16 protein-coding genes and 1 tRNA gene are annotated in these 17144 nt (G+C 68.8%); 6 read left to right on the forward strand and 11 right to left on the reverse strand.

Translation table 11 applies throughout. The features are described 5' to 3' along the window. Positions 1–2: 2 nt before the first annotated feature. Positions 3–1457: an FGGY-family carbohydrate kinase gene (locus SACGLDRAFT_RS17370; RefSeq protein WP_005466213.1), complete on the forward strand. Its 1455-nt coding sequence runs from the start codon at positions 3–5 to the stop codon at positions 1455–1457. Beyond that, the gene (locus SACGLDRAFT_RS17375) at positions 1458–2108 is read left to right on the forward strand and encodes a class II aldolase/adducin family protein (protein WP_005466214.1); all 651 of its coding nucleotides are present in this window, start codon (positions 1458–1460) and stop codon (positions 2106–2108) included. Here the strand turns inward: SACGLDRAFT_RS17375 and SACGLDRAFT_RS17380 are convergent. After that, positions 2093–2728, reverse strand: coding sequence for a TMEM175 family protein (locus tag SACGLDRAFT_RS17380; protein WP_005466215.1), 636 nt, complete (start codon positions 2726–2728; stop codon positions 2093–2095). The genes SACGLDRAFT_RS17375 and SACGLDRAFT_RS17380 overlap by 16 nt on opposite strands. 577 nt (positions 2729–3305) lie before the next feature. On the opposite strand from SACGLDRAFT_RS17380, the gene SACGLDRAFT_RS17385 reads away from it, so the two are divergent. Then, on the forward strand, positions 3306–4694 hold the full coding sequence (locus SACGLDRAFT_RS17385; RefSeq protein ID WP_005466216.1) for an MFS transporter: 1389 nt from the start codon (positions 3306–3308) through the stop codon (positions 4692–4694). A gap of 82 nt (positions 4695–4776) precedes the next feature. Here the strand turns inward: SACGLDRAFT_RS17385 and SACGLDRAFT_RS17390 are convergent, their stop codons facing one another. After that, complete coding sequence (locus SACGLDRAFT_RS17390; protein WP_005466217.1) at positions 4777–5661, reverse strand: hypothetical protein; 885 nt, start codon at positions 5659–5661, stop codon at positions 4777–4779. A 211-nt stretch (positions 5662–5872) separates the two neighbouring features. Here SACGLDRAFT_RS17390 and SACGLDRAFT_RS17395 point away from each other — a divergent pair, with 211 nt between their 5' ends. Then, complete coding sequence (locus SACGLDRAFT_RS17395) at positions 5873–6364, forward strand: TspO/MBR family protein (RefSeq protein WP_005466218.1); 492 nt, start codon at positions 5873–5875, stop codon at positions 6362–6364. Positions 6365–6662: 298 nt separating this feature from the next. Here SACGLDRAFT_RS17395 and SACGLDRAFT_RS17405 read toward each other — a convergent pair. The 3 genes from SACGLDRAFT_RS17405 to SACGLDRAFT_RS17420 form a co-directional block, all read right to left on the reverse strand. Beyond that, a tRNA-Leu gene (locus SACGLDRAFT_RS17405) sits at positions 6663–6739 on the reverse strand. Positions 6740–6767: 28 nt separating this feature from the next. Then, positions 6768–8090 carry an NAD(P)/FAD-dependent oxidoreductase gene (locus tag SACGLDRAFT_RS17410; protein WP_040919227.1) on the reverse strand — a complete coding sequence of 441 codons (1323 nt, stop codon included), beginning with the start codon at positions 8088–8090 and terminating at the stop codon, positions 6768–6770. A gap of 399 nt (positions 8091–8489) precedes the next feature. Beyond that, the gene (locus SACGLDRAFT_RS17420; RefSeq protein ID WP_005466221.1) at positions 8490–9197 is read right to left on the reverse strand and encodes a uracil-DNA glycosylase; all 708 of its coding nucleotides are present in this window, start codon (positions 9195–9197) and stop codon (positions 8490–8492) included. A gap of 32 nt (positions 9198–9229) precedes the next feature. Between SACGLDRAFT_RS17420 and SACGLDRAFT_RS17425 the strand changes: the two genes are divergently transcribed. Continuing rightward, positions 9230–10720, forward strand: a complete 1491-nt coding sequence (locus SACGLDRAFT_RS17425) for a S10 family peptidase (RefSeq protein WP_005466222.1) — start codon at positions 9230–9232, stop codon at positions 10718–10720. A gap of 269 nt (positions 10721–10989) precedes the next feature. Here the strand turns inward: SACGLDRAFT_RS17425 and SACGLDRAFT_RS17430 are convergent, their stop codons facing one another. The 6 genes from SACGLDRAFT_RS17430 to SACGLDRAFT_RS17455 form a co-directional block, all read right to left on the reverse strand. Continuing rightward, on the reverse strand, positions 10990–11946 hold the full coding sequence (locus tag SACGLDRAFT_RS17430; protein WP_005466223.1) for a Ppx/GppA phosphatase family protein: 957 nt from the start codon (positions 11944–11946) through the stop codon (positions 10990–10992). A gap of 10 nt (positions 11947–11956) precedes the next feature. Continuing rightward, entirely contained in the window at positions 11957–13459 is a 1503-nt protein-coding gene (locus SACGLDRAFT_RS17435) for a lytic murein transglycosylase (RefSeq protein WP_005466225.1), read from the reverse strand. 112 nt (positions 13460–13571) lie between these two features. Continuing rightward, positions 13572–14099, reverse strand: coding sequence for a DUF501 domain-containing protein (locus tag SACGLDRAFT_RS17440; RefSeq protein ID WP_005466227.1), 528 nt, complete (start codon positions 14097–14099; stop codon positions 13572–13574). Next, the gene (locus tag SACGLDRAFT_RS17445; protein ID WP_040919232.1) at positions 14075–14590 is read right to left on the reverse strand and encodes an FtsB family cell division protein; all 516 of its coding nucleotides are present in this window, start codon (positions 14588–14590) and stop codon (positions 14075–14077) included. Before SACGLDRAFT_RS17445 ends, SACGLDRAFT_RS17440 begins: the two co-directional genes overlap by 25 nt. Before the next feature lie 6 nt (positions 14591–14596). Then, a complete protein-coding gene (gene eno, locus SACGLDRAFT_RS17450; RefSeq protein ID WP_005466231.1) occupies positions 14597–15883 on the reverse strand; it encodes a phosphopyruvate hydratase in 1287 nt (428 codons plus the stop codon). 132 nt (positions 15884–16015) lie between these two features. After that, positions 16016–16543, reverse strand: a complete 528-nt coding sequence (locus tag SACGLDRAFT_RS17455) for a VOC family protein (protein ID WP_005466233.1) — start codon at positions 16541–16543, stop codon at positions 16016–16018. A gap of 174 nt (positions 16544–16717) precedes the next feature. Between SACGLDRAFT_RS17455 and SACGLDRAFT_RS17460 the strand changes: the two genes are divergently transcribed. After that, positions 16718–17134: a tetratricopeptide repeat protein gene (locus tag SACGLDRAFT_RS17460; protein WP_005466234.1), complete on the forward strand. Its 417-nt coding sequence runs from the start codon at positions 16718–16720 to the stop codon at positions 17132–17134. Positions 17135–17144 lie beyond the last annotated feature (10 nt).

Here is a 17144-nt window from a genome sequence, read left to right on the forward strand (position 1 = left end):
TCATGCTGCGGATCATCGGCGTCGACATCGGCACTTCACTGACGAAGGCCGTGGTCTTCGACCACGCCGGCGTCTCCGTCGCGCAGGCGTCCGCACCGTCGCGGGTGCGGCACCTGCCCGGCGGGGCGGTGGAGCAGGACTTCGAGCAGGTACTGGGGACAGTGGCGTCCGTGGTGCGGGAAGTGACCGCCCAGCTCGACGGCCCTGTGGACGCCCTGGCCCTCACGGGTCAGGGCGACGGGGTGTGGTTGCGCGACGCCGACGGGTTCTGCGTCCGGCCCGCGATCTCGTGGCTGGACGGCAGAGCCAACGCCCTGCTCACCGAATGGCAACGCACGGGCGTCACGCGCGCGGTCTTCCGCCGCACGGGCTCGGGCATGTTCCCCGGCTGCGCGGGCCCCATCCTGGCGTACCTCGACGAACACGAGCCGTCCTCGCTCGACCGGGCGGCCGTGGCGGGCTACTGCGTGGACGCGGTGCTGCAACGGCTGACCGGCGAGATCACGGTGGACGTCTCGGACGCCTCCCTGCCCTTCCTCGACCCCCGCACCCGGCAGTACGACGACGAGGCCATCGCCGCGTGCGGACTGCGGCACCGGAAGTCTCTGCTGGCCGAACCCGCCAAGCCCCACGCCGTGTTCCGGCTGAACCGCGCGGGCGCGGAGCTTCTGGGACTGCCGGAAGGCCTCCCGGTCACCGGCGGGCCGTTCGACCTGCCCGCCTGCGCCATCGGCGCGGGGGTCCGCGAACCCGGTGACGGCATCCTCACCGCGGGCACGACCCTCGCCTGCCAGGTGCTGAGCACGAGCCCCGAGTTCGATCCGGAGGGCGAGCCCGCCGGAATGCTGTTGTGCACGCCCGACGAGGGACGTTACCTGCGGGGAATGCCCGCGATGGTCGGTACCGCCGGACTCGACTGGGCGTGCCGCATGCTCGGCATCGACGTGACCACGATCGGTGAGCTGCTGACGGCGAGCACACCGGGGGCGGGCGGCGTGCGGGCGTTGCCGTTCCTGTCGAGTTCGGGGGAACGGGCCCCGTTCGTCGACGCCGCCGCCCGCGCGCAGTTCACCGGCCTGTCCCTGGAGACGAGTCGCGCCGACCTGGTTCGGGCACTGTGCGAGTCGATCGCCTACGCCGCTCGTCACTGTTTCGAGGCGGCGGGACTCACCGGCACGCTGTACGCCAACGGCGGCGGGGTGCGTTCGCCGGAGTGGACCCAGATCTTCGCCGACGTGCTCGGCAAGGACATAGTCGTTCCCGGCGATCCAGGGGTCGGCGCGCGAGGCGCCGTCCTGGTGGCCGCCGAAGCGCTGTCCGAGCCGTTCGACGCGGACCTCTGGGCGGCCAACTCACACACGGTGCACGTACAACCGCAGATCGCCGAGGTCTACGAGCAGGGGTACGCCGACTACCTCGACTCGCTGGCCTCGGCACGTCAACAGTGGAGCCGATAGATGCTGCTTGCCGAACACCGCGAGGCGGTGTGCGACTACGCCCGCAGGATGCTCGACGACGGCCTGGTGGTCGGGACGTCGGGGAACATCTCCGTGCGCGAGGGCGATCTCGTGGCGGTCACCCCGACGGGCGTCGACTACGAGTCCCTGCGCCCGGAGGACATCCCGGTGCTGCGGCTCGACGGCTCGCCCGTGGCGGGCGACCTCAAGCCGACCAGCGAGATGCCCATGCACCTCGCCGTCTACAACCGGGCCGCGGACCCCGACGGGGCGGACATCACCGCGGTGGTCCACACCCACTCCACCCACGCCGTCGCGGTGTCGACGTTGGTCGACGAGGTGCCGGCCGTGCACTACATGGTGGCCACTATCGGCGCCAGCATCCGCGTCGCCCCGTACGCCACCTACGGCACCCAGCAGCTGGCGGACAACATGGTGACCGCGCTGGAAGGACGCCGTGGTTGCCTGCTCGGCAACCACGGCACGGTCACCTACGGCGCCGGACTGGCGGCGGCGTACTCGCGGGCGCAGCAACTGGAGTGGGTGTGTCAGGTATGGCTGACGGCGCGCGCGGTCGGCTCGCCCAAGCTCCTGCCCCGGACCGAGATCGAGCACGTCGTCGACCGGTTGCGCGGCTACGGCCAGAAGTAACGGCCTCTCCGGGACATCCGGTCGATCAAGTGTCCAAAAGGGATCACTAGTAGCCACGACAACTCGGCGAGCGTCGGATCGACGAACGCCAACGGCAACGACGGAACGAATCCGACGACCACCGCGGTCCCGCCCGAGAGGCTACGACGGACCTCCTCCGGATCGGTGTCCTCGTGTGTCAACGGGCGGGCGTCGGCTCGAAGCCGCGCCCGCCCCACCGCCGCGTACCACCACAACGCCGTGGAACTCAGACCGGTGAGGACGATCGTGGTCGCGTACAGCACCACCCCGGCGGCGGTGTCGCCGTGCTCGCCCAGCACCGCGGTGGGAAAGGGCAGCAAGGCGATCCAGAAGAGGAACAGCAGACTCAGCGCCACCAACGTCCCGTCGGCCCGGACGATGCGCGCGAACACGCGGTGGTGAACCCGCCAGTAACGACCGATGACGGCGAAGCTCAGCGCGAACACCAGGAGCTTCGGCGAAAGACCGAGCAAGTCGCCCCACACGTCGTCGGCGTGGATCTCGGCGTCCACGAGCGGCAGGGCGAGCAGCGTGAGGGCAATGGCGAACACACCGTCGGACAAGGCGACGATGCGTTCGACCCCACCCGGCTCGTCCATGTGGCGTCAGCGTTCACCTCGGTCGCGGGCGTGCCTTCCTCGGATCGTACGGGTCGCGCGGCGATGCGTTGGTTCGCGCGTCATGCTGGCCTCCGGAACGTCGTCGTGGTCACCTCACCTCTTCCCTACCCGGCGTGGAGCGCTTCATACGTGCCGTCAGTACCCGGACGTCACCGTACCCGCGGCGAGTTGACCGACCACTTAGGACAGCGCAACCCGCGGGACACACCATTCACCCGATTGGTTGAACATGTTCGATTGCGGCACGCGACTGCCATCGAACACTCTGCGTGAACAATCAATGTCTACAAAGGACCCCAGAGACGGCGGTTTCAACGGCCCCCGGTCGGGAATCTCGGTGACGATACTCACGTCGTCGACCGAACCACTGACCCGAAAACGGCCCCCCGACCCGACTGGTGAGATCGATGTCACTTCAACTGCTCCGTTCGAGGCAGCGGGGCGATCCGGGCGCCGTAAAACGTCCTCAATTCCAGACATTTCACCTCAAGCGGTGGCGAAGGGCTGAACCTTTGCGGAGACTGGCCGGACACAACTGTCTGGTCGGGGAGGTCTCATGGCGGCAGAAAACACACAGACGCCGCACGCTGATACCGTGCCGGAACCGAAGGCCGTTCGTAAGGCCGTTGCCGGGTCGGCGATGGGGAACTGCATCGAGTGGTACGACTTCGGCGTCTTCGGCTTCATGCCGGCGATCCTCGGCCAGACGTTCTTCAACGCGGGCAGCACCTCGGAGGGCGCGCTGGCGACCTTCGCGCTCCTGGCGGTGACCTTCGTGATCCGGCCGTTCGGCAGCTTCGTGCTGGGCCCGCTCGGCGACAAGCTCGGCAGGCAGAAGGTCCTGGCCCTCACCGTGCTGCTCATGTCGGGCTCGACGTTCGTGATCGGACTCCTGCCGACCTGGGACCAGATCGGCATCTGGGCGGCGATCCTCGTCATCCTGCTACGCGGTCTGCAGGGCTTCTCCGCCGGTGGTGAGTACGGGGGTGCGGCCACGTTCATCGCCGAGTACGCCCCACCCAAGCGGCGCGGCTTCTTCGGCAGCTGGCTGGAGTTCGGCACCCTCGTGGGCTTCTTCCTCGGTGCCACCACGGTGACGCTGTGCACGATCGTTCTCGGCGACGCGGCCATGCAGCAGTGGGGCTGGCGGATTCCGTTCCTGATCGCGGGCCCGCTCGGCCTGGTGGGTCTCTGGCTGCGGACGAAGGTCGAGGACACTCCGCTGTTCAAGGACCTCGAAGGTCAGCACAAGGTCGCCAAGTCGCCGCTCAAGGAGTTGCTCACCACCAACTGGAAGTCGATCCTGCACCTGATCGGCCTGGTGATCCTATTGAACGTCGGCGACTGGATCCTCCTCGGCTACATCGAGACGTACCTGAAAGACCAGCTCGGCCTCGAAGGCAACACCCCGCTGCTCATCATCATGGGCGTCATCCTGGCGATGTTGATCGTGATCGTGCCGATCGGCGCGCTGTCCGACCGGATCGGTCGCAAGCCGCTCCTCGTCGCCTGCTGCGCGGGCTTCCTCGCCCTGCCGATCCCGGCGTTCAGCTTGATGGAGGGCAGCAAGACCGAGGACGGCGTCAACAGTCTGATGCTGATCGGCGGCCTGGCCATGCTCGGCGGCTGCTTGGTGCTGTTCCTGGCCGTGGTGGCGTCCACGCTGCCCGCGATGTTCCCCACGCGAGTTCGTTACGGCGCCTTCTCGATCGGCTACAACGTGTCGACCGCGGCCTTCGCGGGCACCGCGCCCTACATCGTCGGCTCGCTGGTCGACGCCACCGGCAACACGATGTGGCCCGCGTTCTACCTGATGGGCGCGGCGGCGATCGCGACCGTCCCGGTACTGCTGTTGCCGGAGACCAACGGCCTCTCGCTGCGCGGCGTGGTGAGCTCGCGTCAGCCCACCACGAAGCCGAGCGTGCCGGCCCCCGTCGCGAGCTGAGATTCCCGGACATCAATGAACATAGGACGAGCCCGGCTCTCACTCCCGAAGACGACGAGGTGAGAGCCGGGCTCGTCGGCGGTCACTTCTCCAAGAATCCGCTCATGACGCAGAACTCCCCGCTGGTGGAACTGATTCCGATGTCCAATGTGGCATCACCACCGACGAAGTCGACATTCGACGCCCCGGGGTCGTGGCTGGGGTCCTTCATCGTCCACTTCTCGCCGAGAGCGATCGCGTCGGCGAGCGGGTCCGACAGCATCCCCAACTGCTCGCCCGAACACTGCATCGAGTGCAGTGCGTCGAGGTCGCCCGCGTTCAAGGCGTCCCGGAAGTCCTCCAGATAGCTCACGATGTCGCGCAGATCCTGCCAACACCATCCGTCAGCCCCCTTGTGGAAAAGGAGGCTGGTGGGTACCTCACCGTCGACGTCGGAGTGGCCCACCGCGCTACCGGACAGTGGCACCACCGCCCTCGTGATGCCCTTCTTCTCGTCCTCGCCGGCGATGCCTCCGTTCACACTGACGTGGGTGAGAGGTTGCGGCTCGCGAAGTCCTTCGGCGAACGTCTTGAGCTCCTCCGTGGCGTCGGGGCACAGCAACGGTGTCACGGCATCCGGCTGGCCCGCTTGCAGCGCGTCCTTGACGCGGCGACCGAAGTCCTGCGCCGTCTCCTCCTGAACGGTGGTGTCCTCGGCGGTGTAAGGCTTCGCGGCGCGCTTGGACTTGGACTCCTCCTCGACGAGAAATCCCGGCACGACGAAAGCCGTGACGGCGAAGGCCGCCAGCGCCACCACGACGATTCCCAGGGTGACCCACAACCCGGTCTTCTTCTTGCGAGGTGGCGGAGGAGGGAAGCCGCCGTATCCCGGTGGTCCCGCGGGCGGTACCTGCCCGCCGTGGTACGGGGTGGCTCCCCCGTGGTACTGCCCCGGAAAATTCGCGCCGGGTTGGGGTGGAAAGGTCATCGCACGTCCTCTGCTCGCACGGTCCGTCGCATCTCCGACACGCAAGGGCACGTGCCGGGCACCGGGGGTATTGTGCCCGCGCCGAAGGGCTCGGAGGCCCGAAACGCGCGAACGGCACGCGGCGAGTGACGGACACAATGCCGGGTGGCGGCCGAGACCGGAGGCCGCCGAACGCGCTGCTCGATCCCCTCGACGGCAGTAGTCTCGAACCATGCGGAGTTCGGGGAACGGACTGGTCTTCGCCGCGGGCTCGGCCCTGGCGGCCGCCGCGCTGGGCTCGCTGGGCTCCGCCAAGGCTCCGAAGGTCTATCGGCAGTTGGACAAACCCCGCTGGGCCCCGCCCGCGGGCGTGTTCGGGCCGGTCTGGAGCGTGCTGTACGCGGCCATCGGCGTCGCCGGGTGGAGGCTGTGGCGGAAACGGGCCGGGCGGACGACGCTGGGCCTGCACCTCGGGCAGCTCGCCCTGAACGCGGCCTGGCCCAGCGCGTTCTTCGTGGCCCGCGACCGCACGCTCTCGCTCGCGGTGGTCGCGGCACTCGACGCCACGATCGCCGCCGAGCTCGCCACCGCCGCGCGCCGCGATCCGGTGGCCGCCGGGCTGCTCGCCCCATATCTCGCGTGGAGCCTGTACGCCACCGCGCTCACCGCGGCGATCCGCGACCCGAAGAGCACGTCGCTGGTCCGGCGATGGCTGCGAAGGTAGACGTCATCGCACTCGGTGTGGTTCTCACACGAGTCTCCGACGGAAAGAACGAGGACCGGCCCGAGCCACCGAAGCAGGCGGGACCGGTCGAGGTCGCTCCAGGGGCGCCCGCGAAGCACATGGCGCCGCCGAGCCGCTCGAACGTGCCTTACCAGCACGCCGACATGAACCGGAACGCCTCGCCACCCGACGCGTCGGCAGTGCCGGGGAACGTCGTGCGTGAGTTACCGATACACGGGGCGTAAGTGGGGACTTCGATCTTGTCCGACCCCGCCGGGGGCTTGTTGACCTGGGCTTTTGGTGCCCCCGACGGGACTCGAACCCGCACTGAGTCGATTTTAAGTCGACCGCCTCTGCCGGTTGGGCTACGGGGGCAAGGCTTACTTTATGCCCCCGCTCCAACCTACGAGCGAGAAGCCCTGGCGAACTCTTCCTTCGGGTTGTTGACCTGGCCGAGCGCGACGGTCTCGCGCTTGAACAGACCACTGAGCGCCCAGCCGAGCAGGATGCGCACCTTGCGGTTGAAGGTCGGCATCGCCTTGACGTGGTAGGCGCGGTGGAACAGCCACGCCGGGAAGCCCTTGATCTTCATCTTCAGGACGTCGGCGACGCCCTTGTGAAGACCGAGACCGGCCACGGCACCGAGGTTCTTGTGGTAGTAGTCCGTCGGCTTTCCGCCCCGGAGGACCCGGATGATGTTCTTGGCCATGTGGCGGGCCTGACGCACCGCGTGCTGGGCGTTGGGCGGGCAGGTCGCCGTGGGGTCGGCCTCGGTGCGCGACAGGTCGGGCACCGCGGCGACGTCACCGGCGGTCCAGACGTCCGGGTGTCCCACCACCTGCAGCGCCGCCGTCGCCTGCAGCCTGCCTCGCTTGTCCGTGGGCAGGTCGGAGCTGGCGACCACCGGGTTCGCCTTCACGCCGGCGGTCCAGATGATCGTGTCGCTGTCGAACTCCGTGCCGTCGGAGAGCACGACGTGGCCGTTCTCAAACGACTTCGCCGCGGTCGACAGGTAGATCTCGATGCCGCGCTTCTCCAGCTGCTCGGCCGTCCAGACACCGAGCGTCTCACGCACCTCGGGGAGGATGCGTCCGGCCGCCTCCACGAGCACCCACCGGATGTCCTCCGGCTTGATGTTCTGGTAGTAGCGGCAGGCGTCGCGAGTCATGTCCTCCAGCTCGGCCAGCGCCTCGATACCCGCGAACCCGCCGCCGACGACGGTGAACGTGAGCAGCCGCTTGCGCAGCTCGGGGTCGAGGGTGCTCGCGGCCTCGTCCAGCTTCGTGAGGACGTGGTTGCGCAGGTAGGTGGCCTCGCCGATGGTCTTGAGGGAGATTCCGTGCTCGGCAAGGCCGGGGATCGGCAGCAGTCGGGCAACGGAACCGAGCGCCACTACGAGGATGTCGTAGTTGAGCTGCTCGATGTGGCCGTCGGGAGCCTCCACCGTGACGGTCTTGTTGGCGTGCTCGATGGAGGTCACGCGCGCGGAGAGGATGTGGCAGCGCCGGAGCACCCTACGCAGCGGCACGACCACGTGGCGTGGCTCGATGGACCCGGCAGCCGCCTCCGGCAGGAAGGGCTGGTAGGTCATGTGCGGCTGCGGGTCGACGACGGTCACGGACGCCTCGTTGGCTCGCAGCTTCTTCTGCAGCCCGAGGGCCGTGTACAAGCCGACGTATCCGCCACCGAGGATCAGGATCCGCGTCGGTTCCGACTTGACTGCCATGTCCTCATAGTCGCACTGCCATATAGCGAGTGTTAGATACCCCTCCTCGGCTGTGACCAGCGTCGCCACGCTACCCAAACGATTCAGTCGACGCCCGAGTGCGACGCCCCCGACGGGCACTTTTGGTCACCGGATTGCCACCGTGAGTGCGAGATTGTCGGCCCCCGGCACTACAACCACACCCATGCACTCGCCGAAACGAACGTTCCCGGACCCGCCGTACTACGCAGTGATCTTCACCTCACGGCTCACCAACGGCACCCACGACTACGGCGACGTGGCCGAGCGGATGACGCGGCTCGCAGCGCAACAGCCCGGTTTCCTCGGTGATACGAGGAGTTCGAGGTCCACGTCGCCGAGGTGAAACGCCATTACGGCTTCCGCCGCTCCCCCGAGGCCTCAGCCGAGCCCGGCCAGTGACGCGGCTTCCGACAGCACCGACCGCAGCATGGCCGGCGTCAACTTGCCGGTGAATGTGTTCTGCTGCGACACGTGGTAGCAGCCGAGCAGGTGCAGCGGCGGCGATCCGTCGAGGGTGACATGAACGCCGTGGCCGAACTTCGGCCTCGGCCGTGGGAGCGTCCACCCGGCTTCGGCGAGCACGGGCAACAAGGCCTGCCAGCCGAACGCCCCCAGCACGACCACCGCCTTCAGCGTCGGACGTAGCAGCGCGAGTTCATCGGCCAACCAGTGGCGGCACGTGTCGCGTTCGGCGGGCGTCGGCTTGTTCGCGGGCGGTGCGCAATGCACGGGCGCCGTGATGCGGGTGCCCCGCAGGGTGAGGCCGTCGTCGCGGTGCGTCGCCGTGGGCTGCGAGGCGAGACCGACGTCGTAGAGCGCGCGGTAGAGGACGTCTCCGGAGCGGTCGCCCGTGAACATGCGGCCCGTACGGTTCCCGCCGTGCGCGGCCGGCGCGAGCCCCACGATGACCAGGGCCGCGTCGTCGGGCCCGAAACCGGGTACGGGACGCCCCCAGTAGGTCTGGTCGGCGAACGCGGCACGCTTCGTTCTCGCCACGTGCTCACGCCACTCCACGAGGCGAGGGCACGCGCGGCACCGGCTGACGGCGGCATCGAGCTGGGCCAACGACTTCCACGAGACACTCACCGAACCATTGTCCCGTGACATACGTTGGTCGCATGCCAGACAAGATCAGCGAGGACGCGCGAACCTCCTCGGACGCCAAGGACTCCAAGCCCGCCGAACCGCGCGACGACGTGGTCACCACCCACCACACCCTGTCGCTCGGCGACCGGGAGCTCTCCTACACCGCCAGCACGGGCCGCATCGTGCTCCGCAAGGAAGTGCTCAAGGACGGCACCTTCGACGGGCACAAGCCCAAGGCCGAGGTGTTCCTCACGTCGTACACGCTCGACGGCGCGGAGCCGAGCTCCCGTCCGGTGACGTTCGCGTTCAACGGCGGCCCCGGCTCGTCCAGCATCTGGCTGCACATGGGCCTGTTCGGGCCGCGTCGCGTGGTCTCGGGCGACGTCGACACCCCCGAGCCGCCGCCGTACCGGCTGGTGGACAACACCGAGACGCTGCTCGCGCACACCGACCTCGTGTTCATCGACCCCGTGTCCACGGGCTACTCGCGCACCGTCGAGGGCGAGAAGCCGAAGGAGTACCACGGTTTCACGCCCGACGTGGAGGCCGTGGGCGAGGTGATCCGCCTGTGGACGTCGCGTAACCAGCGGTGGCTGTCCCCGAAGTTCGTGGCGGGCGAGTCGTACGGCACCGTGCGTGCCGCCGCGCTGGCCTCTCACCTCCAGCAGCGGCACGGGCTCTACCTGAACGGTCTGCTGCTGATCTCGTCCGTGTTGGACATGGGCACGGTGATGTTCAACGAGGGCAATGACCTGCCCTACTCGCTGTACGTGCCGACGTATGCGGCCATCGCGCACTACCACGGCAAGCACGGCGACCGCCCGTTGGACGAGGTGCTGGCCGAGGCGGAGGAGTTCGCCTCGCGTGATCTGCCGTGGGCTCTGGCACGCGGTTCCCGACTGTCGGAGGAGGAACGCGCCGACATTGTCTCACGGCTCGCCCGACTCACCGGACTCTCCGAGTCCTATGTAGACCGAGTTGACCTTCGCATCGAGCACGTGCGCTTCTTCACCGAGCTGCTGCGTGATCGAGGGCTGACCACGGGCCGCATGGACGGCCGGTTCACCACGTGGGAACCCGACGGCGGACGCGAGAACATGAGCGACGACGCGTCGATCTCCCGCATCATCGGCGCGTACTCGGCGGCGTTCAACCACTACGTGCGCGCCGAACTCGGCTACGCCAACGATCTTCCGTACGAGATCCTGTCGCTCGACGTCAACCGGGAATGGTCCTATTCGGACTTCGAGGGGCGGCCGATCTCCGTGGTGGAGGACCTGTCGTCGGCCATGCGGGCCAATCCGCACCTGAAGGTCCACGTCGCGTTCGGCTACTACGACGGCGCCACGCCGCACTACGCCGCCGAACACGTCCTCGCACAGCTCCGGATTCCTCGCGAGCTGCGGAGCAACATCGACACCGCTTACTACCCGGCGGGCCACATGATGTACGTCCACGAGCCTTCGCGGATCCAGCAGTCGCGTGACCTGGCGGAGTTCATCGTGAACAGCTCGAACCGATAGCGGATGCCCCGACGGCGGTCGGTGGTGGTGAAACACACCGATGTGGAGCCCTCACCACCACCGACGCGTCCTCGGCAACCTGTGTGTCGTCCTTGCGGAACGCCGGAGACCTCGCCCGTGAAGTGTGTTTCGGGTGTTCGTCCCTACCAGGGTTCCCCTTTCCGGCACGCCGCCGACCAACGCCTCCCCGGTGTACGGGAAGTGCGGACACCCGTGCGTAGCCTGCGGACACGCGTACGGGAAGTGCGGACACGCGTGCGCAGGCTGCGTCAGGCCAGGGAGAGCGCTATGCCGTCCAGGATGTCGTGTTCGCTCACCACCAGCGAGTCGGCGGGCCCGCCTCGCTGGGCGATCTGCTCGGCGAGCACCCGCACGATCAGGCCACCACCGCCGATGACGTCCACCCTGCCGGGGTGGATGACGGGATTCGCCGCGCGCGTGGCGTGGTCGGAGGCCAGCAGATCGGCCACCACGGTTTCCACATCGGCACGGGAGAGCGTCGACAGGTGCGTGCGCTCCGAGTCGTACTCGGGCAGCTTCTGGGCGATCGCCGACAACGTCGTGACGGTGCCCGCGACGCCGATCCAGCGGTTCGCCTTCGACACGTCCACGGCCTCGAACGCGGGCTCCAACGTGGAAGCGATCAGCTCCTCGGCCTCGGCGATCTGCTCGGCCGTGGGCGGGTCCGACCGCAGTACGCGTTCGGTGAGCCGCACACACCCGATGTCCACCGACTTCGCCGCCCACACGTCGGCCTCGCGGCCGTCCCACGCGCCGAGCACCAGCTCGGTGGAGCCGCCACCGATGTCCACCACCAGGAAGGGACCGTCCTCGTAGTCCTGTTCGCCCACCGCCCCGGCGAACGACAGGCGAGCCTCCTCGTCCCCGGTGATCACCTCGGCCTCGGTGCCGAGCAACTGCTTCGTCATCGAGAAGAACTCGTCGCGATTGCTCGCGTCACGGGTGGCCGAGGTGGCGACCATGCGCAACCGCTCGACTCCCTTGCGCCGCGCCGCGACCGCGTACGCCTTGAGCGCCTCCCGCGTGCGTTCCAGCGCCTCGGGCGCGAGCCGCCCCGTGGCGTCGACGCCCTGGCCGAGCCGCACGATACGCATCTCACGGTGAAGGTCCCGAAGGTCGACGCTTCCGTCGTGCCGGTGCGTCAGCTCGGCGACGAGCAGTCGGATGGAGTTGGTCCCGCAGTCGATGGCAGCTACGCGTGGCATGCCAGCAACCCTAATCCTCGTCCGACTCCTTCGTTCCTTGCGTCGGCTCCGGCGTCGTGGGGGCCTCCTCCGGGTCCTCCTCGTCCTCGCACGAAGGCTCGGTGGGGTCTTCCTCGGTGGAGGAACCGGTGCCGTCGGCACGCGGCTCGGAGGACGAAGACATGCTCGGCTTCGACGTCTCCTCCGGGGTCTCCCCTTCCTCGGGCTTGTTCGAGTCCTCGTCCGGTTCGCAACCGGGGTCGGTCGGCTCCTCCGACTCCGGCGGCTCGGTCGGATCGCCCGTCTCCGGGGGCTCGGTCGGGTCGCCCGTCTCCGGGGGATCAGTGGGGTCACCCGTCTCCGGCGGGTCGGACGGCTCCCCAGTCTCCGGCGGATCAGTGGGGTCACCCGTCTCCGGCGGATCAGTCGGCTCCCCAGTCCCCGGGGGATCGGTCGGCTCCTCCGACTCCGGCGGCTCGGCCGGGTCACTCGACTCCGGCGGCTCGGCCGGGTCACTCGACTCCGGCGGCGACGTGGGGGAGTCGGTGTCGTCCGGCTTCTCGGGCTCGGTCACCTCGCCGGGCAGTGTCGGCGCGGGCGGCGACGGCTGCGTCGGCTCGTCCGGCTTCGGCCCGCCCGACGGCAACTGAGCCCCGGAGGACACGTCGTGTCCCGAGCCCACGCCGTGGGCGAGCAGGGTCTCCGGCACGGCAGCGGGCAGCTCGCTGTCGGGCAGCGTGAGCACACCATTGCGGTACGCCTTGGCCCAACGGATCACCGCGTCCACGTACGCCCACGAGTTGTTGTAGCGGTAGATGGCGGTACGAAGCTGCTGGGAGTCCGACAGGTCGAGGCCGCCGGAGCAGAGGTAACGTCCGGCCGCGAGCGCGGCGTCGTGGATGTTGTTGGGATCGGCGACCCCGTCGCCGTTGCCGTCGGCGGCGTACCGGGCCCAGGTCGACGGGATGAACTGCATGGGGCCGACCGCGCGGTCCCACGTGGTGTCCCCGTCGTACCGGCCCCCGTCGGTGTCGGGGATCGCGGCCACGTCACCCTGACCGTCGAGCACCGGCCCGAGTATGGGTTCGAGCGTGTCACCGGCCGTGTCGACATAGCCGCCACGAGCGTGGTTCGACTCGATGCGCCCGATGCTGGCGAGCAACGCCCAGTCGATGTTGCATCCCGGATACTCGGCGGCGACCCGCGCGGCGGCCTTCTTGTAGGCGGCGAGCACCGACTCCGGGATACCGAACGATCCCGAGGACGGTTCCTCCTCCTCGGGGACTTGCAGTTCCTCGGGAAGCACCGAGTCGGGCAGGCTGCCGTCCACCGACATCGGGCTCAGCTCGGGAGAGCTACCGCCCAGAAGCGGTGCGGCCGTGGTCCGGTCCTCCGCAAGACCGAACAGGCGCGCGGTGCTGTCGCTGACGACGAGAGCGGGAAGTATGGCCAGGGAACCGCTGAGTACCGCGATCGTGGCCTTGCGTCCGATGCCGGATCGTCCGACCGCGCCCGTCCCTCCGCCAGCTCCCAAGATCGAACCCTCCCACCGACCACACGAGTCGTTTCGAGGCACAGCCTGCCGCAAACCCTGTGGACGTTTCACCCTCTTGGGAGGAGATCAAACGCTGATTACCCCGGTTGGACTAGCGTGACTGCGCGCAATCACCGAGCGGCCACCCGTCCTCGCGCAACAAGCGAAGCGTTTCGTCACCGAATGGGTTCACGCCAATACCGCACGCGAGGGTGTGCGCGAGGTGGACGTGCAGGCACTTGACCCGCGTCGGCATCCCACCCGCGGTCACCTGGTGGCCCAGCGACTCGATGGCGTCGCGCTGCGCGAGATACGACTCGTGCGCCTGCCGGTACGCCTCCGCGAGTTCGGGGTCCTCGGCAAGACGCGCGGTCATCTCCCGCATGATCCCGGAGGCCTCCAGCCTGCCCACCATCGACGTCAGCGTGGGGCACGTCAGGTAGTACAAGGTGGGGAACGGGGTGCCGTCCTCGAGGCGAGGGTTGGTCTGCACCACGGAGGGATGGCCGCTGGGGCAGCGAGCCGCGATCGCGCGCAGTGCGCGAGGCGGCCTGCCCAACTGCTGCCTGATGACCTCGCGGTCAGTGTCGGTCACCGGCTCGAACTCGATGGGACTCACCTCTCCGTAACGCTGTTCCACAACATCTCGTACCACGGCTCCGGCTCGACGGAGCGTTCGTCGGTGCCGGAACCCTGCCGCGCCCGGCTGTCGGGGAACTGCACGATGTACGGCGTCTCCCCCGGCATCACGTAGCGCAGCCTGCGGCGTGCCTCCGCCTCCACCTGCGCGGGGTCCTGCAGTTCGGCACGTCGCTTCTCCAGGCGGTCGACCTCGGCCTCCAGCTCCGCGACCTCGCGTTCCTGCGCGGCCACGTTCGCCCGCTGCGCCAGGTACGTGCGCAGCGGGACGGCGATGGTGAAGGCCAACGCGCACACCACGATGGCCACGAGCGCGGCCCGTCGGGTGGTGGACAGGCCGAGTGCCTTGGCGGCGTCGGCCACCCGGCCCGCTCCGAGACGCCGCAGCCGGGCGACCCGGCGTTCCTTGCGTACTCCGCGGGGGCGGCGGGGGACGGAGCGATCTCCCTTTCCCCCACCGCGCCTGCTCCGAGACCTGCCCCGCTCGGCCACGCCCGCTCAGCTCTCCGGGTTGAACCTCGGGAAGGCGAGGTCACCCGCGTACCGCGCGGCGTCGGCGAGCGTCTCCTCGATCCGCAGGAGCTGGTTGTACTTGGCGACGCGCTCGCTTCGGGCGGGAGCACCGGTCTTGATCTGTCCGACGCCGGTCGCGACGGCGAGGTCGGCGATCGTGGTGTCCTCGGTCTCGCCGGAGCGGTGGCTCATCATCGACTTGTAGCCGCAGGAGGTCGCGAGCTGCACCGCGTCGAGCGTCTCGGACAGGGTGCCGATCTGGTTCACCTTCACCAGCAGCGCGTTGGCCGCGCCACGGGAGATGCCCTCCTCGAGCCGGTCGGGGTTGGTGACGAACAGGTCGTCGCCCACGAGCTGCACCCGCTCACCGAGGTCCGAGGTCAGCCGCACCCAGCCGTCCCAGTCGTCCTCCGCCAGCGGGTCCTCGATCGACACCAATGGGTAGGCGTCGAGCAGCTCGGTGTAGTAGGAGGCCATCTCCTCGGCAGTGCGCTTGCTGCCCTCGAAGGAGTAGGTGCCGTCGGAGAAGAACTCCGTCGCGGCGACGTCGAGAGCCAGCGCGATGTCCCGCCCCGGCCGGTACCCGGCCTTCTCGATGGCGGCGAGGATCAGATCCAGCGCCTCGCGGTTGTTGGGCAGGCTGGGGGCGAATCCGCCCTCGTCCCCGAGGCCCGTGGCCAGCCCCTTGCTCTTCAGCACCGACTTCAGCGCGTGGTAGGTCTCGGCGCCCCACCGCAGCGCCTCACGGAACGACTCGGCGCCGATCGGCGCGATCATGAACTCCTGGATGTCCACATCGGTGTCGGCGTGCGCGCCGCCGTTCAGGATGTTCATCATCGGCACGGGCAGCACGTGCGCGTTCGGCCCGCCGAGGTAGCGGAACAGCTCCAGTTCGGCGGAGTCGGCCGCCGCCTTGGCCACGGCCAGCGACACCCCGAGGATCGCGTTCGCGCCGAGCCTGCTCTTGTCGGGAGTGCCGTCGAGGTCGAGCAGCTTCTGGTCGACAATGCGCTGCTCGACGGCCTCCACGCCCGTCAGGGCCGGTCCGATCTCGTCGCACACGGCCGCGACCGCCCGCTCGACGCCCTTGCCGTTGTAACGCTTCGTGTCACCGTCACGCAGCTCCACGGCCTCGTGCTCGCCCGTGGACGCACCCGAGGGCACCGCGGCCCTCGCCAGCGTGCCGTCATCAAGGGCGACCTCGACCTCGACCGTGGGGTTGCCACGCGAGTCCAGAATCTCCCGCGCGCCTACCTGCTCGATAACCGCCACACTCAGCTCCTCATCCGGTTGTCGCCACTGCATGGGCCTCGCGGACACACCACGCCCTCGCGGCGCGGCCGACGGTTTCAGCCTAGCCGTCCGCGGCGCCGGGACGGAGCCAGGCCGACCCCCGCGGGATCGTCAGCCCAGGTCGGAGTCACTTCCCGCCCCGCTCTCCGAGGCGGCGCCGTTCGTGCCGGCCTGCCCGTCGGAGGCGTCGTCGGCGCGGATCTCCTGCCAACCCACCGGCAGGTCGACGGTGTCGGAGATGCGCTGCCAGAACGTCCAGCTGTTGCCGCCGACGTCCTGCACCGTGAACAGCCGCGCACCGTAGGGCTGGTCCTGCGGGGTGGTGAGTTCCACGGACTCGCCCACCGCCTCCCGCACCCGCTCGTACTGGGCGTCGACGTCGTCCACGTACACGACGTTGAGCTGCCCGACCGGCCCGTCGACACCCTTGGCCTCCCAGTAGGTGGAGTCGACGGCGGTCACCTGCACCTCCGCGTCGCCCGCCAGCAGGGTGGCCTGGAACACCTCGCCCGCGGCATCGACGTAACGCACCTTCTCGCGGAAGCCGAACACCCGTGTCAGCCACTCCACGGCCTCGGTGGCGTCGGTGTAGTACAGGTACGGCGCGAGGCCGAGATACCTCGGGACTTCGTCGCTCATGACGTGCAAGTCCACCACATCGGGGTTTCGGGGTTTCACTCCCCCGTCGGATCGCCTCCGTGTCCCCTCGCGGCCGGGTGGGCGGCGAGCAGCACGAAAGAGCCCGAACAACACCGTTTCGAGACGAAAAAGAGGGTCGGCAGACCGCGCTCACGCGGGTACCGTCGATTGACGATGGATGACGAAGCACCCTCGCCTCAGCTTCCCGGAGCGTCCTCCGGGAACGATCGGCTGGCGGCCTTCCGCCGGGCCGAGGAACTGGTGCGTCGGCGCCCACTCGAAGCACTCAAGGTGCTCCAGCCGTTACTCGACTCCGACGCCGACAAGCCGAGCGTGCAGCTGCTCGCGGGTCGGGCGTACTTCCACTCGGCGCAGTTGAGACGTGCCGAACGCGCGTTGAACCGGGTCCTGGAGCTCGACCCGTCCGACCACTACGCGCGATTCGTCCTCGGTCGCACGTTGCAGCGGCTCGGCAGGATGGTGGAAGCCCTGGCCCAGCTCCGCATGGCCACCGCGATGAACCCGGTCCCGGAGTACCAGGACGCGCTCGGGCAGGTGGCGGCGCGAGTGGCGTTGGACCGCAAGGGCTAGGCGGCCGGCG

Origin of the sequence: Saccharomonospora glauca K62 (genome assembly GCF_000243395.2) — a bacterium.
GTDB lineage: Bacteria > Actinomycetota > Actinomycetes > Mycobacteriales > Pseudonocardiaceae > Saccharomonospora > Saccharomonospora glauca.